Annotated in this window: 15 protein-coding genes; 8 read left to right on the top strand and 7 right to left on the bottom strand. The window is 72.9% G+C overall.

Annotation, left to right across the window (positions count from 1 at the left end; translation table 11 throughout):
* Positions 1-118: 118 nt before the first annotated feature.
* Positions 119-940: a MerR family transcriptional regulator gene (locus tag ACMCNO_RS18305; protein WP_412750650.1), complete on the top strand. Its 822-nt coding sequence runs from the start codon at positions 119-121 to the stop codon at positions 938-940.
* Between the two features lie 18 nt (positions 941-958).
* Here ACMCNO_RS18305 and ACMCNO_RS18300 read toward each other — a convergent pair whose 3' ends face one another.
* Together ACMCNO_RS18300 and ACMCNO_RS18295 are read right to left on the bottom strand one after the other, a co-directional pair.
* Positions 959-1,858: an MFS transporter permease gene (locus tag ACMCNO_RS18300; RefSeq protein WP_412750649.1), complete on the bottom strand. Its 900-nt coding sequence runs from the start codon at positions 1,856-1,858 to the stop codon at positions 959-961.
* Positions 1,855-2,292, bottom strand: coding sequence for a hypothetical protein (locus ACMCNO_RS18295; protein WP_412750648.1), 438 nt, complete (start codon positions 2,290-2,292; stop codon positions 1,855-1,857). Before ACMCNO_RS18295 ends, ACMCNO_RS18300 begins: the two co-directional genes overlap by 4 nt.
* A gap of 284 nt (positions 2,293-2,576) precedes the next feature.
* On the opposite strand from ACMCNO_RS18295, the gene ACMCNO_RS18290 reads away from it, so the two are divergent.
* Positions 2,577-3,455: a polysaccharide deacetylase family protein gene (locus ACMCNO_RS18290; protein WP_412750647.1), complete on the top strand. Its 879-nt coding sequence runs from the start codon at positions 2,577-2,579 to the stop codon at positions 3,453-3,455.
* A 28-nt stretch (positions 3,456-3,483) separates the two neighbouring features.
* Here the strand turns inward: ACMCNO_RS18290 and ACMCNO_RS18285 are convergent, their stop codons facing one another.
* Both ACMCNO_RS18285 and ACMCNO_RS18280 read right to left on the bottom strand, forming a co-directional pair.
* Positions 3,484-3,675 carry a DUF1918 domain-containing protein gene (locus ACMCNO_RS18285; RefSeq protein ID WP_412750646.1) on the bottom strand — a complete coding sequence of 64 codons (192 nt, stop codon included), beginning with the start codon at positions 3,673-3,675 and terminating at the stop codon, positions 3,484-3,486.
* Positions 3,676-3,883: 208 nt separating this feature from the next.
* The gene (locus ACMCNO_RS18280; RefSeq protein WP_412750645.1) at positions 3,884-5,005 is read right to left on the bottom strand and encodes a CaiB/BaiF CoA transferase family protein; all 1,122 of its coding nucleotides are present in this window, start codon (positions 5,003-5,005) and stop codon (positions 3,884-3,886) included.
* Between the two features lie 273 nt (positions 5,006-5,278).
* Here ACMCNO_RS18280 and egtA point away from each other — a divergent pair, with 273 nt between their 5' ends.
* From egtA to pulA, 5 genes are all read left to right on the top strand, one after another.
* Positions 5,279-6,442 (top strand): ergothioneine biosynthesis glutamate--cysteine ligase EgtA, encoded by a 1,164-nt coding sequence (gene egtA, locus ACMCNO_RS18275; RefSeq protein ID WP_412753746.1) that lies wholly within the window; start codon positions 5,279-5,281, stop codon positions 6,440-6,442.
* Between the two features lie 53 nt (positions 6,443-6,495).
* The gene (gene egtB / locus ACMCNO_RS18270) at positions 6,496-7,812 is read left to right on the top strand and encodes an ergothioneine biosynthesis protein EgtB (RefSeq protein WP_412750644.1); all 1,317 of its coding nucleotides are present in this window, start codon (positions 6,496-6,498) and stop codon (positions 7,810-7,812) included.
* Positions 7,812-8,558 carry an ergothioneine biosynthesis protein EgtC gene (gene egtC, locus ACMCNO_RS18265; RefSeq protein ID WP_412750643.1) on the top strand — a complete coding sequence of 249 codons (747 nt, stop codon included), beginning with the start codon at positions 7,812-7,814 and terminating at the stop codon, positions 8,556-8,558. The genes egtB and egtC overlap by 1 nt, the downstream gene beginning before the upstream one ends.
* On the top strand, positions 8,555-9,535 hold the full coding sequence (egtD, locus tag ACMCNO_RS18260; RefSeq protein ID WP_412750642.1) for an L-histidine N(alpha)-methyltransferase: 981 nt from the start codon (positions 8,555-8,557) through the stop codon (positions 9,533-9,535). The genes egtC and egtD overlap by 4 nt, the downstream gene beginning before the upstream one ends.
* 253 nt (positions 9,536-9,788) lie before the next feature.
* Positions 9,789-15,260, top strand: coding sequence for a pullulanase-type alpha-1,6-glucosidase (gene pulA, locus ACMCNO_RS18255; protein ID WP_412750641.1), 5,472 nt, complete (start codon positions 9,789-9,791; stop codon positions 15,258-15,260).
* Positions 15,261-15,356: 96 nt separating this feature from the next.
* On the opposite strand, the gene ACMCNO_RS18250 is transcribed toward pulA, so the two are convergent.
* Positions 15,357-16,100 carry a hypothetical protein gene (locus ACMCNO_RS18250; RefSeq protein WP_412753745.1) on the bottom strand — a complete coding sequence of 248 codons (744 nt, stop codon included), beginning with the start codon at positions 16,098-16,100 and terminating at the stop codon, positions 15,357-15,359.
* A gap of 357 nt (positions 16,101-16,457) precedes the next feature.
* On the opposite strand from ACMCNO_RS18250, the gene ACMCNO_RS18245 reads away from it, so the two are divergent.
* Positions 16,458-18,095: a sulfatase-like hydrolase/transferase gene (locus ACMCNO_RS18245; protein WP_412750640.1), complete on the top strand. Its 1,638-nt coding sequence runs from the start codon at positions 16,458-16,460 to the stop codon at positions 18,093-18,095.
* A 38-nt stretch (positions 18,096-18,133) separates the two neighbouring features.
* Here the strand turns inward: ACMCNO_RS18245 and ACMCNO_RS18240 are convergent, their stop codons facing one another.
* Both ACMCNO_RS18240 and ACMCNO_RS18235 read right to left on the bottom strand, forming a co-directional pair.
* On the bottom strand, positions 18,134-18,994 hold the full coding sequence (locus ACMCNO_RS18240; protein ID WP_412750639.1) for a hypothetical protein: 861 nt from the start codon (positions 18,992-18,994) through the stop codon (positions 18,134-18,136).
* 2 nt (positions 18,995-18,996) lie between these two features.
* On the bottom strand, positions 18,997-19,440 hold the full coding sequence (locus ACMCNO_RS18235) for an S-adenosylmethionine decarboxylase (RefSeq protein ID WP_412750638.1): 444 nt from the start codon (positions 19,438-19,440) through the stop codon (positions 18,997-18,999).
* Positions 19,441-19,748 lie beyond the last annotated feature (308 nt).

The following is a 19,748-nucleotide window of genomic DNA, read 5'->3' as shown; positions in this document are numbered from 1 at the left end:
GGCAGCGTGCCGGGCGCCGCTGACAGGGCCCGCACCGCGCGCTGTCAGCACTCGCACCGGCCGCTGGCACGCCGCAAATGTTGACCTTGACCCGCGGCAATGTTCTACGTTCGTGCCCGTGGACGACGCCGAGCTGCTGACCGTGGGCCAGGTGGCCCGCCGGGCCGGGCTGACCACCCGGGCGCTGCGCCACTACGACCGGGTCGGCCTGCTGCGACCCCAGGTGGACCCGGACAACGGCTACCGGCGCTACGCCCCGCGCCAGGTCGCGCTCGCCCGGCTGATCGCCGCGCTGCGGGCCGCCGACGTACCCCTGGAGCAGGTCCGGGCCTGCCTGGCCGCGCCGGACGACGAGGCCCTGCGGCGGCGGGTCCTGCTGGCCCACCGCACCCGGCTGCGCGCCCGGCTGGACCGGCTCCGCGGCGAACTGCACAGCACCGAGCACCTCCTGACGGAAGGAATCACCGACATGCCCGAGACGACGACGGTCGCAGACCAGCGGCAACTCGCCGTGGACCTGTTCAACGGCGTGTGGCGGCTGCTGGAGAAGGAGGACCGCACGGTCGAGGACGACGACCGCATGGTGCACATGGCGCACGCTTCCCGCTACCACTGGGGCGAGATCGGCGCGCCGGAGAACCGCAGCCGCGGCGAGTGGCAGTGCGCACGCGTCTACGCGGTGCTCGAACGCGGCGAGCCGGCCCTGCACCACGCCCGGCGCGGCCTCGACATCTGCACCGCGCACGGGATCGGGGACTGGGATCTCGCGTTCGCGTACGAGGCGCTCGCGCGGGCCGCCGCGGTGGCCGGCGACGCCGACGCGGCCCGGGAGTGGACCGGGCGGGCGCTGGCCGCCGCCGAGAAGATCAGCGACCCGGAGGACCGCCGGATGCTGCTGGCCGACCTGGAGACGATCCCCGGCCAGGCCCGCTTCTGGTGACGCCCTACCCGGCCGGGGCTACGGCGTCGGCACGGTGTCGGGCGTACGCTCTGGCGCCGGTGCCTCCGCGGTGCGCCCCCGCCGCAGCTGCCGCAGCCGGTGGACCGGGCGCAGCGTCTCGCACGGCAGGAAGCTCGCCATCGCCACCAGATGCGGTGCGAACGAGATCGTGATCGTGGCGAACGTGAACAGGTGGAACGAGTAGAAGAACGCCACGACGCGGGTACGCCAGCGCTCCGGCACGACGAACACCAGCGGGCTGGCCAGCTCGAACGCGAGGATGCCGAACTGCGCCAGGATGAGCAGCCCGGGCACCCCGGCGATCAGGTCGGCGAATGCGGTGCCGCGGCGGATGATGGCCTGCGCGAGCACCGAACTGGTCACCCAGTCCGGGCCGCCGAAACGCAGCTTCGCCAGCGCGGCCAGGAAGTACGTACAGATCACTGCGATCTGGGTGACGCGCAACGCCCACCCGCCCGCGGCGGACAGCCGGGCGTCGCCGTGCCGCGCCCGTCCCACGGTGGGGAGCACCGCGAGCGCTACGAGCAGGCCGAACCGGTCGTGGTCGACCTTGCCGTAGCTCATCGCCACGATCATCCACTCGAGGTAGAGCAGGAAGACCGGCCAGCCGAGCAGCCGCGGCGCCCGCCCGGTGGCGGCCAGCAGGCTCACCGCCAGCAGGCTCCAGAAGATGCCGTTCACCAGGGCGGCGCTGGGCGTCGGCAGGGGCAGCAGCCGGCCGATGAGCAGCGGCCGGTAGAGCTCGGCCGGGGTGTTCGCGTGGGCCCGGACCCACGGCGAGAAGATCGTCAGGTCGGCGGCGACGAAGAGGTACACCAGCGTACGGAAGGCGGCGACCCGGCCCAGCGGCACCGGCTCGGTCAGCCATCGGGCAACCCGGGGCCAGAGCGACGTCATGGCTGGCTCCAGTTCGCGATGATCTCGTCGCGGTAGGTGCCGGTGGGCCGGCTGTCGCGCACCCCGTGCCACCGGACGACGATCTGTACCCGCCGCAGCGGTGCGGCCCCGGGGGTGTGTTGCAGGTACGCGGTGGCGATGCGGCTCATCCGGGCCGGATCGGCCATGTACGCCTGCTGCTGGCCCTCGATCTCGGCGCGGCGGATCCCGGTGTTGGCCTCGGTGAGGACGATCGTCCGGCCGGTGGTGTCCTGCCCTTCGACCCTGGTGTCGCGGGCCGCGTCATCCGGGCCCGGGGCGGTCGAATACATCCGGAAGGGGCCGAACGGGAAGTCGTCGTCCTGTCCCCAGAACGTGCCGGCGAGCACCAGGAGGACCACGGCCAGCGTGCAGGCGAGCCGGACGCGGCGCCCTGCGCTGGTCAGCTCGATCATCGACCCCTCTGTCCCGTCATGCCGTGTCCGGGCCTGATCGCCTACCACCATGACCGATCATCGGCGAATCCGCCAGCCGCGACACTCGCGCGGCGCCGGGCACCGCCGCCTGGACCGTACGGGGCGGGTGCCGCCGCGCGCTGCGCTGCCCCAGGAGTCGTGACGGATTGTGTCGGCGCGACTTCTCCTGGTCGGTGCGCATCGGCCGATCTGCAGAGTGGTAACTGATCCGCTCCCACTCTCGTCGGATACCGCGACTTGCGTCGATTTAGCACGCTGTCGCCGTGCCCGCAGACTGCGGGCCGGGACATGGGGAGACGGGCATGGTGGTGCGGCTCGGCCGGCGGGGATTCCTGCGCGGTGCGCTGCTGGCCGCTTCGGGAGCGGGAGCGGGTGTTTTCGGCACCACCGTGCTGCCGCACTGGTGCGGCTGGGACCAGCCACCGCTGGGCGGTGGGTACGCCTCGGCGGCCGACACCCCCGCTGCTGTGCAGCACGCGGCCGTGTCGGTGCGGTACTACGTGCAGACCACCGAGCCGGTGGTCGCGTTGACGTTCGACGACGGGCCCGCGCCGCAGTGGACCCCCATGGTGCTGGACACGCTCGACGCGGCCGGGGTGCCCGCGACGTTCTTCATGGTGGGCAGCAGTCTGGCCGCCAACGCGGACGTGGTGCGCGGGCGGCTGGCGCGCCACGAGGTGGGCAACCACACCTGGGCGCACGAGGACCTGGCCACGATGGACCTGGGGCAGGTACGGGCGAGCCTGTCGCGGACCCACGACGTGATCGGCGAGGTGACGGGGAGGGCCCCGACGCTGTTGCGGCCGCCGTTCGGCCATCTGGGTGGGTCGACGATGCTGGCCGCCAACGCCATGGGTTACGACGTGGTGCTGTGGTCGTACCAGATGCGCGAACGGATCTACCGCGACGACCCCGACGGCCAGGTCCGCGACATCGTCGGCACGCTGCGACCGGGCGCGATCGTCCTGGCGCACGACGTGGGCGACGAGCGCCGGCTGGTGGCCCTGCGCCGGCTGGGCGACATGATCGCGGGGCTGAAGGCCCGGGGGTTCCGGTTCGCGACGGTTTCGCAACTGGTGGCCGGTGCGGCCGGACCGTACCCGTCGGGGCACGCCGGTGCCGGGGTGCCGCCGCCCGCCTGACGCGCCCGGACGGGCGGGGCACCACCTCTCAGGAGCCCGGCTGGGGCTGCACGTGCGCGTCCGGCCCCGGGAAGCACAGCGTCTGCTCGCCGTCGACCCACTGCACGAGGTACGGCGGCGTGCCGTCCGGGTGGCGCACCTCCTCGATCGTGCCGATCCGGCGGTGGTCGTCGACGTGTGTGCCCTCCATGATCAACTGATCACCGACCTTGGCCTTCATCTCGCCTCCCGGAATGTGTCGCCGGCGGGTGTCCCCTATACGGTGGCCCTCACGCGCCTACCCGGCAACCGGTTCGCCCGACCCGCCCCCGCCCGGGCCGGGGGCGGAACCATGCACAGCGCGGCCCGGTAACTTCCTAGGACGCCCTGGCGGATGTGCGCCCGCGCACGCCTGAGCTCGTGCAGGCAGCAGCGAACGAGGTGACGGGTCAGGCCCAGCCGGCGAGGAGGTCGGCCACGGACACCGCATCGCGGGCCGGGTCGGGGGCCGGCCGCGGCGCGGCCGCCGGTGTCCGGTCGAAGCGCGGCGCCGGGCCGGGCTGCACCACACCACCCACCGTCACGAACGTGTCCCGGGCCCGGTGGTGCGGATGACCGGGCGCCTCGCCGGGGGAGAGCACCGGGGCGACGCACGCGTCGCGGCCCTCGAACACCGCGGCCCACTCGTCGCGGGTGCGCTGCGCGAACCGTTCGGTGAACCGGCGGCGCAGTTCCGCCCAGCCCGCCGGGTCGTACTGGGCGGGCAGGCCGGGCTCACCGGCCAGGCCGAGACCGTCCAGCAGTTCGGCGTAGAACGCGGGCTCCAGGGCGCCGACGGCCACGAAGCCGCCGTCGGCGGTCGCATACGTGTCGTAGAAGGGCGCCCCGCCGTCGAGCAGGTTCCCGCCCGGCGGCGCCGGCCACTGTCCCCCCGCCTGCATGCCGCGCAGGAACGTGGTGAGCAGCGCCGAACCGTCCACCATGGCCGCGTCGACCACCTGGCCCACGCCGGAGCGTTCCCGCTCCAGCAGCGCGGCCAGCACGCCGACGGCCAGCAGCATGCCGCCGCCCGCGAAGTCGGCCAGCAGGTTCAGCGGCGCGCGCGGGGCCTCGTCGCCGCGCCGCAGCGGATCCAGCGCGCCCGCCACGGCGAGGTAGTCGATGTCGTGCCCGGCCCGGCCGGAGAGGGGACCGTCCTGGCCCCAGCCGGTGATCCGCGCGTACACCAGGCGCGGGTTGCGGGCCCGGCAGATCTCCGGCCCCAGCCCCAGCCGCTCGGCGACCCCCGGCCGGTACCCCTCGACGAGCACGTCCGCGCGCTCCACCAGGCGCAGGACGTCGGCGATTCCGGCCGGCGACTTGAGATCGACCGGGACGACCCGGCGGCCACGCTGCAGCGCGGTGGCGGGGGCGGCGATCCGGCCCGCGCCGGGACCGCCGGGCCGGTCGATGCGCACCACGTCCGCGCCGAGGTCGGCCAGCATCATGCAGCCGAACGGGCCGGGCGCGAGGCTCTCCAGCTCGACGACCCGCACCCCGGCCAGCGGCCCGTGATGTTCCGGCGGCGTCACGCGGCCAGCCTATCGACCCCCGTGCGCGCGTCGACCCCGGTGCGTGCCGTACGGGCCGCACGCGGATGTCGATCTTGTCACTGTCCCGGCCGCTGACCTGCGGATCTTCTGCCGCAACGCCCGTCGATGCGCCGCGAAACCTGTCGGCTCGGGGCGCCACCAGGTAGCGTCCAGGGGAACATCCCCAACCCTGGGAGGATCGTGGCGATTGTCCGGCCCGGCACCGCCGAGGACTGTCGCGTGCTGCGCGACGAGGACCAGGCCGCGGAGCACATGTCGGGGATCTGCTTCAAGACCGGCCCCCCGAGCCGCATCGGTGTCGAACTCGAGTTCACCACCCACCACGACGGCGCGCCCGAGCGCCCACTGACGGTCGCGGCCCTGCGCGAGGCCCTTGGCACGTACGCCCCGGCCAGCCTCGCCACCGAAACGCCGCGGCACCCCGCCGAGCCGGGACCGCCCCGCCCGTTGCCGGGCGGCGGCCTGGTCACCGTCGAGCCCGGCGGCCAGCTGGAGATCTCCTCCGCCCCCGCCGCCACCCTGGCCGACCTGCACGCCTCGGTCAACGCGGATCTCGCCCGGCTGAGCGGCCTGCTGTCCGGCCACGGACTGCGTCTGGGCACCAGCGGCATCGACCCCTACCGTGAGCCGCGGCGGCTGCTCGACAGCCCCCGCTACACCGCCATGGAGCGGGCCTTCGACCGCGCCGGGCAGCACGGGCGCACGATGATGTGCAGCACCGCCGGGCTACAGGTCTGCCTCGACGCCGGGCCCGCGCCCCGGTTGGCCGACCGGTTCGCGGCGGTCACCGAACTCGGCCCGGTGCTGCTGGCGACGTTCGCCAATTCGCCCCGCCACGCCGGCCGCGACACCGGGTGGGCGTCCACCCGGATGCGGGCCTGGCTGGGCATCGACCCCGCCCGCACCCGGCCGGTCGGCACCGGTGCCGACCCGGTGGGCGCCTGGATCGGGTACGCCATGGCCGCGCCGCTGCTGTGCCTGCGCCGCGACGACGGCTGCTGGGACCCGCCGCCCGGGATCACGTTCGCCGACTGGCTCGCCGGGGCGCTGCCCCGCCCGCCCACCGCCGACGACCTGGAGTATCACCTCAGCACGCTGTTCCCGCCGGTGCGCCCCCGCGGCTACCTGGAGGTCCGCTACCTGGACGCCCTGCCGGGCGACGAGTGGCTGGCCCCGGCGGCGGTGCTGGCGGCCCTGCTGGCCGACGACGCCACCACGGACGCGGCCCGCGCCGCCGCCGCCCCGGCGGCCGACCGGTGGCTGCCCGCGGCCCGCGCGGGGCTCGGCGACCGCACCGTGCGGGGCGCCGCCCGCGCCGTACTCGATCTCGCCGGGCGTGCCCTGCACCGTGCCGGGCTGCCCGCGCACCTGCAGAGCCGGGTGCACGCCGCCATCGAACACCGCCTGCTGACCTGACCAGCGCCGCTGTCCGTTGTTTGACCGCCCGCTGTCGTGGAAGGGATTCCCGCATGACCGTCGAGACCGAACGCCTGCGCACCACGGTGGCCGCCGAGTTGGACCGGGCGCGTCGGCGCACCACCACCCTCACCGAGGCGGTGGACGACGACGACCTGGTCCGTCAGCATTCCCGGCTGATGTCCCCGCTGGTGTGGGACCTCGCCCACGTCGGCAACCAGGAGGAGCTGTGGCTGGTCCGCGACGTGGGCGGCCGGGAGCCGGTGCGCCACGACATCGACGAGCTGTACGACGCGTTCCAGCACGCCCGCGTCGACCGCCCCGCACTGCCGCTGCTCGGCCCCGCTGAGGCCCGTGCGTACGTGTCGACCGTGCGCGACAAGGCCCTCGACGTGCTCGACGCGGTGCGCCTGGACGGGCGCCCCCTGGTGGCCGAGGGGTTCGCGTTCGGGATGATCGTGCAGCACGAGCAGCAGCACGACGAGACCATGCTGGCCACCCATCAGCTGCGCACCGGCGCGCCGGTGCTGCAGGCCGAGCCGCCGCCGTCCGCGCGGGTGCCGGCCACCGGCGAGGCGTTCATCCCGGGCGGGCCGTTCACCATGGGTACGGACACCGAGCCGTGGGCGCTGGACAACGAGCGCCCCGCCCACGTGGTGGACGTGCCCGCGTTCCACCTCGACGTCGCCCCGGTCACCAACGCCCGGTACGCGGAGTTCATCGACGCGGGCGGCTACGACGACCCTCGGTGGTGGAGCGAGGCGGGCTGGGCGCACCGGCAGCGGGCGTCGCTCGGCGCCCCGCTGCACTGGCACCGCGACGGCGACCGCTGGGTGTACACCCGGTTCGGCCGGACCACGCCCGTGGTCCCGGACGAGCCGGTGGTGCACGTCTGCTTCCACGAGGCGCAGGCGTTCGCGGCCTGGGCGGGGCGGCGGCTGCCCACCGAGGCCGAGTGGGAGAAGGCGGCCCGCTTCGACCCGGCCACCGGCCGCGCGCGCCGCTACCCGTGGGGCGATGAGGACCCGCAGCCGAGGCACGCCAACCTGGGTCAGCGGCACCTGGCACCCGCCCCGGTCGGCGCGTACCCGGACGGGGCGTCCCCGTACGGCGTGCAGCAGCTGATCGGCGACGTGTGGGAGTGGACCAGCACGGACTTCCACGGTTACCCGGGGTTCCGGGCGTTTCCGTACCGGGAGTACTCGGAGGTGTTCTTCTCCCCGGAGTACAAGGTGCTGCGCGGTGGCTCGTTCGGCACGGACCGCGCGGCCTGCCGCGGCACGTTCCGCAACTGGGACTATCCGATCCGGCGGCAGATCTTCGCGGGGTTCCGGTGCGCCCGTGACGCGGAGCCGGGCGAGTCGGCCTGATGTGCCGGCACCTGGCCTACCTCGGGCCCCCGCTGGCGCTCTCGCGGCTGCTGTTCGACGCGCCGCACGCGCTGGTGCGCCAGTCGTGGGCGCCGAAGGACATGCGCGGCGGCGGGACGATCAACGCGGACGGCTTCGGCGTGGGCTGGTACCCGGCTGCCGGACCGCCCGTACGGTATCGGTCCGACCGGCCGATGTGGGCGGATGCGTCCCTGCCGGGCCTGGCCGCCGCGACCACTGCGGGTGCGCTGCTGGCCGCGGTGCGCTCGGCCACCGAGACGATGCCGGTGACCTCGACCGCGGCCGCGCCGTTCACCGAGGGCCCGTGGTTGTTCAGCCACAACGGCGTGGTGGCCGGCTGGCCGGACACGGTGAACGCGCTGGCGGCCCGGCTGCCCACCCGTGACCTGCTCACTCTGGACGCGCCGACGGATTCCGCACTGCTGTGGGCGCTGGTCCGGCACCGGCTGCGCGCCGGGGACACGCCGGGCGCGGCCGTGGCCGCCACGGTCGCCGAGGTGAGCGCCGCGGCCCCCGGCTCCCGGTTGAACCTGTTGCTGACCGACGGCGCGAGCATCGCGGCGAGCACCGTGGGCCATGGGCTGTCGGTGCGCCACGACGACGGGTCCGTGCTGGTCAGCTCCGAGCCTCTGGATGACGACCCCGGCTGGCGGGCAGTCCCGGACGGGCGCCTGCTCGTCGCCGGGCCCGCCGGACTCCACCTCACACCACTAGGGAGACCGTGAGCGTGTTCGATCTGGAAGTCCACCTCGATGAGCAGGACCTGGCCCGCGCGTTGCGGGCCGACGTCGCCGCCGGGCTGAGCGCGAGCCCGAAGTGGCTGCCGCCGAAGTGGTTCTACGATGCGCGGGGCAGCGAGCTGTTCGAGCAGATCACCCGGCTGCCGGAGTACTACCCGACGCGGACCGAGCGGCAGATCCTGGCTGCGCATGCCGCCGACGTCGCCCGGCTGACCGGCGCGAAGACCCTGGTGGAGCTGGGTTCGGGCTCGTCGGAGAAGACCCGGTTGCTGCTGGACGCACTCACCGCGCACGGCACTCTGGGCGGGTTCGTGGCGCTGGACGTGTCACCGGCCGCGTTGCGCGACGCCGCGGACAAGCTGATCGTGGAGTATCCGGGCCTGAACGTGCGCGGGCTGGTCGCCGACTTCTCCCGGCATCTGGGTGCGGTGCCGCGCGGCGGGGACCGGCTGGTCGCGTTTCTCGGCGGCACGATCGGCAACCTGCTGCCCGCCGAGCGCGCCGAATTCCTGGGCGACCTGCGCGCGGGTCTGGACGACGGGGAGTACCTGCTGCTCGGCACGGATCTGGTGAAGGATCCGGCGGTGCTGGTGCCCGCGTACGACGACGCGGCCGGGGTGACCGCCGCGTTCAACCGCAACGTCCTGCGGGTGTTGAACCGGGAGTTGCATGCCGACTTCGCCGAGGACGATTTCGCACATGTCGCACTGTGGGATCCGGAGAACGAGTGGATCGAGATGCGGCTGCGGGCGCTGCGGGACCTGACCGTGCAGGTACGCGACCTGGATCTGACGGTCGAGTTCGCGGCGGGGGAGGAGCTGCGGACGGAGGTGTCCGCGAAGTTCCGCCGCGAGGGGGTGCAGCGGGAGCTGGCCGCCGCCGGTTTCGACCTGCGGCACTGGTGGACCGACCCGGAGCAGCGGTTCGCGCTGTCCCTGTCACGCGCCACGGTCGTGCCCTGACCCGCTTCGGGGACCTCGGCACGGCGTGATCCGGGCGGGTCGACCCGTCCCACCTGGGGTGGGATCGGGCGGCCCGCCCGTTTCGCGAATGTTTCTTGCGTAAGGCGTTGGCGTTACCTGACAGTTATTGCAAACTCTTGCACACATCGATGACACAGGTTTAGCGTGCCTCCACACCAGCCCATAGGAAGGCTCCGATGTGGATGCAGCGCACCGTCGTGGACCCGTCCCCGACACCCTCCCGCGCCGGCCGGTGACCCGGCGCCGCACCGCTCGCCTCGCGCTGGCCGCAGCGTTGGCCACGAGCCTGATCGCCCCGCCCGCGGGCGCATTCGCGGCCCCGGCGCCGCGCGCCGCCGCCCCCGGCGCCGAGCCGAGTGCCGCCGTCATGGCCCACTGGGGCTCCGACCGGACCGCGTCCGCCGAGCAGTACTACTTCGTGCTGCCGGACCGCTTCGCCAACGGCGACCCCGGCAACGACAAGGGCAAACTGCCCGGCGACCGGCTGAGCACCGGGTACGACCCCACGGACAAGGGCTTCTACCACGGCGGGGACATCAAGGGCGTCATCGAGCGCCTCGACTACATCCAGGGCCTGGGCACCACCGCGATCTGGCTGGCCCCGGTGTTCAAGAACCGGCCGGTGCAGATCAACGGCTCCGACACCTCCGCCGGCTACCACGGCTACTGGATCACCGACTTCACCCAGGTCGACCCGCACTTCGGCACCAACGCCGACCTCAAGCGGCTGGTCGGTCTCGCGCACAAGCGCGGCATGAAGGTCTTCCTGGACATCATCGTCAACCACACCGCCGACGTCATCAAGTACAAAGGCGACAAGTACGGCTACGTCGACAAGGCCACCACGCCGTACCGGGACGCGCAGGGGCGCCCCTTCGAGGACCGCAACTACACCGACGGCACCTTCCCGGCCGTGAACACCAAGTCGTTCCCGTACACCCCGGTCTTCGCCACCCCGCAGGACGAGAACGTCAAGTCGCCGGCCTGGCTGAACGACCCGACGCTGTACCACAACCGGGGCAACTCCAGCTTCACCGGCGAGAACAGCGAGTACGGCGACTTCGGCGGCCTCGACGACCTGTGGACCGAGCGCCCCGAGGTCGTGCGCGGCATGACCAGGATCTACGCCGACTGGATCGCCGACGTCGGCATCGACGGCTACCGCATCGACACGGTCAAGCACACCGACCTGCCGTTCTGGACCCGGTTCTCGAGGGACATCACGAAGGCCGCGCGGCAGGCGGGCAAGCCGGACTTCTTCATGTTCGGCGAGGTGTACAGCGGCGACCAGGAGGTCGAGTCCACCTACGTGCGGCGCGGCGGGCTGCCCGCCACCCTGGACTTCTCCTTCCAGTCCGCGGCGTCCGGTTTCGCCAAGGGGGACGGCTCCGCCAAGGCCCTCGCCGACGTGTACGCCAAGGACGACCTGTACACCGCCCGCGACACCGGCGCGGACCGGTTGCCCACGTTCCTCGGCAACCACGACATGGGCCGCATCGGCTCGTTCATCTCCAAGAGCGGCGCCGACCCGTCCACCTTCCTGCGCCGCGACCAGCTCGCCCACGAGCTGATGTTCCTCACCCGCGGCCAGCCGGTGATCTACTCCGGCGACGAGCAGGGCTTCACCGGTCCCGGCGGGGACAAGGATGCCCGGCAGGACATGTTCGCCAGCAAGACCAAGGACTACCTGGACGACGATCTGATCGGCACGGACCGCACCCACGCGGCCGACAACTACGACACCAGCCACCCGGTGTACCAGACCATCGCCGCGCTGGCCGCGCTGCGCAGGACCAACCCGGCCCTGCGCGACGGCGTCCAGCTCACCCGGTACGCCGCCGACGGCCCCGGCGTCTTCGCCGCCTCCCGCATCGACCGCGGCACCCACACCGAGTACCTGGTCGCGGCGAACAACGCCACCACCGCGCAGACGGTCACCGTGGACACCTGGACCCCGTCCGCCGGCTTCACCGCCCTGTACGGCGCCACCGGCGCGGTCCCCGCAGGCGCCGACGGCAAGCTCACCGTCACGGTGCCTGCGCTGTCCACGGTCGTGTACAAGGCGGGTACGCCGGTCGCGGTGCCCACGGCCGGTCCCACGGTCGCCTTCACCGCCCCGGCCGCGGACGCGCTCGTGCCGTCCCGTACGGAGCTGGTCGCCCAGACCACCGGCGACAGGACCGCCACGGTCACCTTCGCCGCCCAGGTCGGCACCGGCCCGTGGCAGCTGCTCGGCACCGCCCAGCGGGCCCCGTACCGGGTGTACCACGACCTGACCGGCCTGGCCGGCGGCACCCCGCTGCGCTACAAGGCGGTCGTGCGCGACAGCGAGGGCCGCACCGCGTCCACGACCACGACCGCCCGGGTCGGTACCCCGGTCACCACGGCCGGCCCCGGCTACGCGCTGGTGCACTACCAGCGCCCGGCCGGCGGATACGACGACTACGGCCTGTACGCCTTCGGCGACATCGACGGTTCCGCGCAGACCACCTGGCCCGAGGGGCAGCCGTTCGCGGGCGAGGACTCGTACGGCCGGTTCGCCTGGGTGAAGGTCAAGCCCGGCGGCACCAAGGTCGGGTTCATCGTGGTCAGCAAGGACGGTCAGAAGGACGTCGAGCAGGACCGTTTCCTCGACCCCACCAAGGACGCCGAGGTGTGGCTCAAGCAGGGCGACGCCACGGTGTACCCGACCCGGCAGGCCGCCACCGGAGCGCCCGACCCGGCGCAGGATCCGGACACCGCGATCGTGCACTACCGGCGGCCCGGCGGCGACTACTCCGGCTGGGGCATGCACGTCTGGGACGGCGCGGCCAGCGGCACCGACTGGGGCAGCCCGCTGCAGCCGTCCGGCACGGACGCGTTCGGCGCGGTGTTCCGGGTGCCGCTGGCCGCCGGCGCGAGCGGGCTCAGCTACATCCTGCACAACGGCGACACCAAGGACCTGCCCGCCGACCAGCGCCTCGACTTCGGCAAGGCCGGGCGTGAGGTGTGGCTGCTGGCGGGCGAGCCGCAGCGGCTGCTGCCGCAGGAGGCCGTCGCCGGTGGCGGCGAGATCGACCTGGCCAAGAGCCGGGCGGTCTGGCTGGACCGCTCCACCATCGCGTGGAAGACCGGCACCGCCGGGTCCCTCGACGAGATCGGCGCGGGCACCGACGGCCGTGTCTACGACCTCGTGTACGCCCCCGCGGGCGGCCTCAGCGTCGCCGACGGCGACCTGACCGGCGCCCACCAGAGCCTGCGGCTGACCGCGGTCCGCAGCGGACTCACCGAGGCGCAGCGCGCCAAGTACCCGCACCTGTGGCAGTACACCGCGTTCACGCTGAGCAGGCGCGACCAGCGCCGGGCCGCCGAGGCGCTGCGCGGGCAGGTCGCGGTCACCGAACGCGATGCCGCGGGCAAACTGCGCTCGGCCACCGGCGTCCAGACCGCAGGCGTCCTCGACGACCTGTACTCCGGCGCCACCGCCGTCCGCCTCGGCCCCACCTTCGACGGTGGCCGTCCCACCCTGGCGGTGTGGGCGCCGACCGCGCAGGACGTGACGCTGGAACTGTCCGACACCCCGGCCGCGGCCCCGCGCACCCTCGACATGACCCGCGACGACCACACCGGCGTCTGGTCCGCCCGTGGCGGTCGCGACTGGACCGGAAAGTACTACCGGTACCGGGTCACCGCGTGGCAGCCCGCCGCGCAGAAGGTGGTCACCGCGTCGGTCACCGACCCGTACTCCCTGGCCCTGTCGGCGGACTCCACGCACAGCCAGATCGCCGACCTCGCCGACCCGAGGCTCGCCCCCGCGGGCTGGTCGGGGCTGCGCAAACCGGCCGCCGTACCGTCTGCGAAGATCCAGGTTTCGGAGCTGAGCGTCCGCGACTTCTCGATCGCCGACGGCACCGTTCCGGCGGCCGAGCGCGGCACGTACGAGGCGTTCACCCACCCGGACGCGGCGGGCATGACCCACCTGCGGCAGCTGGCCCGGGCGGGCACCACCCACCTGCACCTGCTGCCCGCGTTCGACTTCGCCTCCACGCCGGAGAAACGGGCCGACCAGAAGCAGCCCGCCTGTGACCTGCCGAAGCTGCCCGCGGACTCCGACGCGCAGCAGAAGTGCGTCGCCGCGGTCGCCGACGCCGACGGCTACAACTGGGGCTACGACCCGCTGCACTACACCACCCCGGAGGGCGGCTACGCGACCGACCCGTCGGCGCGTACCCGGGAGTTCCGCCAGATGGTGGCGGGCGTCAACGGCGCCGGGCTGCGCGTGGTGATGGACGTGGTCTACAACCACACCGCGGCCTCCGGCACCGACCCGCACTCCGTGCTCGACCAGATCGTGCCGGGCTACTACCAGCGGCTGCTGGCGGACGGCACCGTCGCCAACTCCACCTGCTGCGCCAACACCGCCCCGGAGAACGCGATGATGGGCAAGCTCGTCGTCGACTCCGTGGTCACCTGGGCCAAGGCGTACAAGGTGGACGGCTTCCGGTTCGACCTCATGGGCCACCACCCCAAGGCGAACATCCTCGCGGTGCGCGCCGCCCTGGACCGGCTCACCCCGGCCAGGGACGGCGTCGACGGCAAGCACATCTACGTGTACGGCGAGGGCTGGAACTTCGGCGAGGTCGCGGGCGACGCCCGCTTCGTGCAGGCCACCCAGGCCAACCTGGCGGGCACCGGGATCGGCACGTTCAACGACCGGCTGCGCGACGCGGTCCGCGGCGGCGGCCCGTTCGACGGCAACCCGCGCATCCAGGGCTTCGCCTCCGGCCTGTTCACCGACCCGAACGGTGACCCGGTCAACGGCGGCACCGCCGACCAGAAGGCCCGCCTGCTGCACTACCAGGACCTGATCAAGGTCGGCCTGTCCGGCAACCTCGCCGGATACGAGTTCACCGACACCGCGGGCCACCGGGTCACCGGCGCCCAGGTCGACTACAACGGCGCCCCGGCCGGATACACCGCGGCGCCCGGCGAGGCGATCACGTACGTCGACGCGCACGACAACGAGATCCTGTACGACGCGCTGGCGTACAAGCTGCCACAGGCCACTACGGCGGCGGACCGGGCCCGGATGCAGTCCCTGGCGCTGGCCACCACGGCCCTCGGGCAGGGCGTCGGCTTCGTCACCGCGGGCAGCGAGCGGCTGCGCTCGAAGTCGCTGGACCGCAACTCGTTCAACTCCGGCGACTGGTTCAACGAGATCCTCTGGGACTGCGCCGGCGGCAACGGCTTCCGCAAGGGCCTGCCGCCCGCCAAGGACAACGAGGACAAGTGGAAGTACGCCCGGCCGCTGCTGGCCGACGCGAAGCTGACGCCGGACTGCGCCGCGGTCCAGCTGGCCGACGCCCGCTACGCCGAGCTGCTGAAGATCCGGCAGTCGTCGCCGGTGTTCGGGCTGCCCACCGCGGCCGAGGTGGGCAAGCGGCTGTCGTTCCCGCTGTCCGGCCCGACGGAGACCCCGGGGGTACTGGTCATGCGGCTCGACGGGCGCGGCCTGGACAAGCACTGGTCCTCGGTCACCGTGGTGTTCAACGCGACCCCGGCGGCCACGAAGCAGACCGTCGCGGCACTCAAGGGTGCCGAGGTCGCGCTGCACCCGGTGCTGCGCGGTTCCGCCGACCCGACGCTGCGCACGGCGTCGTTCGACCGGGCGACGGGCACCTTCACCGTCCCGGCTCGCGGGGTGGCGGTCTTCGTGCAGAGCTAGGGCCCGTGGCAGGACGTGAGGCACCCCGGCAGCCCCCCGCCGGGGTGCCTCGCCGTTTCTCCAGGCCGGCGACGGCTACGGCCCGGAGGCGACCTGCTACCTGTGGGGATCCTGGTCGGGTAGCCACCAGTCGCCGAGGACCTGCTGGAGCGCCAGCATCACCAGGCCGATGACGATTGCCGACAGGATGCCGACGGCGAGGCCGCGGAAGCCGCTGTCGCGCGGTCGCTCCGCACCGGGCGCCGTGTCCACGGCGGCGGACCGTGCCCACGGGTGCTCGCGGGTCGTCCAGAACAGCAGCCCGAGCCCGTACGGCACGAAGGTGACCACCCAGAACCAGTACCACCGGGTGCCCCGCCGCGGGGCCGGCCCGGCGACGAGCACCCCGAGGAACACCACCGCGAGCAGCACCTCCATCCAGGTGATGACCGGCGTTTGCGCCACGTCACCGCTGGTGCCTTCGAGGTCCGCGGCCCTGAGGTCCTGCGCCAGGGCGGCGGCGCCGGGCCCCGCGTAGGTCTTCTCGTCCGCGTCGGCGACGCGGACCTCTCCGTACGTGTCGGTGTCCGTCCAATGCCACCGGCCGTCCGGGGTGCGCCACGCGAAGAGTGGACCGAGCGTGCCCGAGGACAGCAACGTGGGATCCCCGAACCACCGCCGCGTGTCACCGTCCCAGCGGTCGCCCCACTGGTGTTCCGCCACGCGGCCGGCGGCCACGTCCGCCCTGGCCTGCTGGTAGCTCTGCTGGCGCGGCGCGGTCCACCAGGCGGTCGCCGCGGCCAGCAACCACAGCACGACGACGGCGATCCGCAGCACGGCCCACCACGGCCAGGTGCGCATGGCCGGTGCCACAGGCGAACGCAACACGATCCTCCCCGGGGAACGGGCAGCTGTCGCTGCCGCGGGAGTGGATCTTACTGGTTGTCGCGGCGGCGTGGCGTACCGCGATGCTGCGCGGTCCCGCCGGGACCCTGCGGGCACCGTACGGGCACGGGCGGTGAACCGAATTCGTGCAGAAGACGTATCACCGGACGTGCGCCGATCATGGCGCAGCTCGCCCCGCCCGCTCCGCACGGACCCGTCCGTGCGCCGGACCAAAGGATTTTCGGGTTGTCGCTGCTCACGCGCCTTCGTCCCCGGCCTGACCAGGAACATGCGACCCCCGAGGCACCGCCGGCCAGGCGTGGGTGGCGCAGCGTGCCCGGCCACCTACTCACCGTGGCGTCCGCGGCGCTGGTGTTTTTCGCCCTGGTCGTGCCGGAGGGCATTCTCCGGCACCGCCCGGACGTGTTCCTGCCCGGCGCGTTCCTGCGGATCCCGCTCGAGGGCATCCTCGGGGCGGCACTGCTCATCGCGGCGCCGGCCCGGGCGCGGCGGCCCCTCGCGGCGGTGCTCGGCGCCGGGCTGGGCGCGCTGGCCGTCCTGAAGGTCGTCAACATCGGCTTCCTGGTGGTGCTCGGCCGGCGTTTCAACGCGGTGCTGGACTGGCCGCTGTTCGGCGACGGCTACCGGGCACTGGCCGAGACCTCCGGCCGCACGGGGGCGATCGGGGCCGTGGCCGCGGCGGTGCTCGGCTCGGGCGCGCTGGCCGTCGCACTCACCCTGGCGGTCCTGCGGCTGGCCCGGCTCACCGCCCGCCACCAGGTGCCCGCCCGGCGGGCGGTCACCGCCCTGCTGGCCGCGTGGATGGTGTTCGCGCTGACCGGTACGACGCTGTTCCCGGCCGCGCCGGTGGCCTCGGACAGCACCGCCGCCCTGGCCAAGCGCGCGATCGTCACGGTGCCGGCCGCGCTGCGCGACCGCGCCGCGTTCACCGCCGAGGCACGGGTGGACGCGTTCGCCGGGACCCCGTCCAGCGAGCTGCTCACCGCGCTGCGCGGCAAGGACGTCGTGATCGGCGTGGTGGAGAGCTACGGCCGGTCCGCGCTGTCCGACCCCGTGATGGCGGGCATCGTCGGTCCCGCGCTCACGGCCGGGGACAAGCAGCTCGCCGCGGCCGGCTTCGCCGCCCGCAGCGGCTACCTCACCTCATCGACGTACGGCGGCGGCAGCTGGCTGGCGCACGCCTCGTTCCAGTCCGGACTGTGGATCAATAATCAGCAGCGGTACCGGCAGCTGGTCTCCGGTGACCGTCTCACCCTGACCAACGCGTTCCACCGGGCGGGCTGGCGCACGGTCGGTGTCGAGCCCGGCAACACGGTCGCCTGGCCGGAGGCCAAGTTCTACGGCTACGACGAGGTCTACGACTCCCGCAACCTGGGCTACCGCGGCCCGCGCTTCGGCTGGTCCCGGATGCCGGACCAGTTCACCCTGGCCGCCTTCCAGCAGCAGGTGTACGGCCGCCGGCACGCCCCGCTGATGGCGGAGGTGACGCTGACCTCCAGCCATGAGCCGTGGACACCGATCCCCGACATGGTCGACTGGAACGCGATCGGCGACGGCAGGATCTACGGCCCGATGGCGCAGCGCGGCGAGGACCGTTCCGTGCTGTGGAAGAAGTCGAAGCAGGTGCGTACCGAGTACGCCCGCTCGGTCGCGTACTCGGTGGGCAGCCTCGTGTCGTGGGCCCAGCGGTACGGCGACTCCGACCTCGTGCTGGTCATGTTCGGCGACCACCAGCCCATCTCGCTGGTCAGCGGCAACGGCGCCCCCCACGACGTCCCGGTCACCATCGTCGCCAAGGACCCCGCCGTGCTGGAGCGCATCGCGGGCTGGGGGTGGAGCGCCGGGCTCAACCCGGGCCCGTCCGCGCCGGTGTGGAAGATGAGCGAGTTCCGCGACCGCTTCCTGACCGCGTACGGAAAGGGCGACGAGTCCACCCGCTCGCCGCACTGACCGTCCGAGGTCGGTGCGGCGCGAACGCCCGTGCCGTCTCAGGCCGGAGCCCCGCCCGGAGCCGACCAGTCCGTCAGGATGATGTGCTCGTCGAGTCCCTTGCCGGTGCCGACCTGCTCGCACGCCATGGCGGAGATCAGCCGGGTGGGCTGGTCGAGCAGGGCGAGCGCACCGGCGTCGTCGCCGATCGGCCGCTGCCCGAGCAGGCGCTCGCCGCGGGCCGCGATGTCCGCCGTGAGCCCGGGGAAGTCACAGTAGACCGCGCGGTTCTCCGCCGACCCGAGGTACGGGAACGGGCCCGAGCCCGCCAGCGGCTGCAGGTTGATGCCCAGCATCGCCATGTTGCGGTAGGCGCGGCGGTCCAGCATGGTCACCACGTGCCGGACCCCGGCGCGCGCACCGGCGACCAGGAACGTGCGGTGGATCAGCGAGCTGACCATCAGCTGTGACTGGCCGCCGCGGTACTGCGGCAGCACCGCGACGGTGGTGTAGTCCCACGCCTTCTCGCCGGTCATGCCGTGGGCGGCGAGGATGGCCTCGGCGGGAACGCCGATGTGCGCGGGGGCGTCGTCGACGGTCTTCAGGCCGATCCCGGTGCCCTCGACGATCCGGCCCGCGCCCGCGGGGACCCCGTCCGCGCAGTCGATGATCACGAAGAACAGGCTGCGGTCCTCGTACGGGCGGTACTCCGCGAGCATCACGGCGGTGTCGTTGCCGAACGCCTCCTCGAAGGTCAGCCGTTCGACCGTGCGCCCGACGTTGGCCAGCGGGTGGTCGTTGCCGACGACCGCGGAGATGAACCGGCTGGTCTGGCCCGGGTGGGCGGCGAGGAATTCCGCGACGCGGCGGCGCACGTCGGCGTCGTCGAGGTCGTAGCGGACATCGGTGGCGGTCAGCACGCTCAGAACTCCTTGGCCACGATCTCGGTGGTACGGAAGTACTCCCGGGTGAACTCGATGACGGCCTCGGGGTCGAACGCCTTGCAGGTGTAGATGTCCACGCTGAAGAACTGGATCGGGCGCTCCCACGAGTAGAAGTGGGCGCCGGAGGTCTCCCAGTGGATCCAGCCGGCCCAGCCGTACAGGTCGCTGATGTGGGTCACCGGCTCGATGAGCGTGATCATGTCGGTCACCACCGAGAGCTTCTGCAGGTACTCCTTGATGTGCTCATCGGTGATCACGAATGTCGGGTACCCCTCGACGACCAGCCGCTGGCGGGTGATGGACGGGGCGAGGTCCTTGAACGCGAGCACGGGGGAGCCTTTCGGGTGTGGGAGCGCGGGTCCGGTGGAAGCCGTCAACGTCACCTCGCGTGACGACAGGTCATCACTGATCGTGGTGCGCATCTGACCTCCGGGACCGTCTGAACTGGGTGAAAGCCGCGTAGCTGGCTTATGCATCAAATCTAGCAATTCAGTACGGACCGTCAACCCACCCGATTGTCAATTACGCAAAGTCACCGCAGGTTCGCAGTGCTGGACGGCCGAAGTCCAGTCTCTGCTGGCCGCACCTGGCCCAATGGCCGCAACTTGCCCAGGAGTTCCGGACGGTGGGGGAGAACCTTGCCGCGGCGGACACGAAGCCCGTGAGGGCCCCGAAAGCCGTCAAAGAGGGCGGGGCTCCGGGCGCGTTAACCGGATCACATCCGGCCGAC

Source organism: Krasilnikovia sp. M28-CT-15 (assembly GCF_047159595.1).
GTDB lineage: Bacteria > Actinomycetota > Actinomycetes > Mycobacteriales > Micromonosporaceae > Actinoplanes.
The sequence above is the reverse complement of the archived record's forward strand: the minus strand, read 5'-3'. Positions and strand labels throughout refer to the sequence as shown.

Excerpts from the sequence above, each read along its gene's own strand:
- ACMCNO_RS18300 (WP_412750649.1), bottom strand. The coding sequence starts at position 1,858 with ATGACGTCGCTCTGGCCCCGGGTTGCCCGATGGCTGACCGAGCCGGTG.
- ACMCNO_RS18295 (WP_412750648.1), bottom strand. The coding sequence starts at position 2,292 with ATGATCGAGCTGACCAGCGCAGGGCGCCGCGTCCGGCTCGCCTGCACG.
- ACMCNO_RS18285 (WP_412750646.1), bottom strand. The coding sequence starts at position 3,675 with ATGAAGGCCAAGGTCGGTGATCAGTTGATCATGGAGGGCACACACGTC.
- egtA (WP_412753746.1), top strand. The coding sequence starts at position 5,279 with ATGTCGGGGATCTGCTTCAAGACCGGCCCCCCGAGCCGCATCGGTGTC.
- egtB (WP_412750644.1), top strand. The coding sequence starts at position 6,496 with ATGACCGTCGAGACCGAACGCCTGCGCACCACGGTGGCCGCCGAGTTG.
- egtC (WP_412750643.1), top strand. The coding sequence starts at position 7,812 with ATGTGCCGGCACCTGGCCTACCTCGGGCCCCCGCTGGCGCTCTCGCGG.
- ACMCNO_RS18250 (WP_412753745.1), bottom strand. The coding sequence starts at position 16,100 with ATGCGCACCTGGCCGTGGTGGGCCGTGCTGCGGATCGCCGTCGTCGTG.
- ACMCNO_RS18235 (WP_412750638.1), bottom strand. The coding sequence starts at position 19,440 with ATGCGCACCACGATCAGTGATGACCTGTCGTCACGCGAGGTGACGTTG.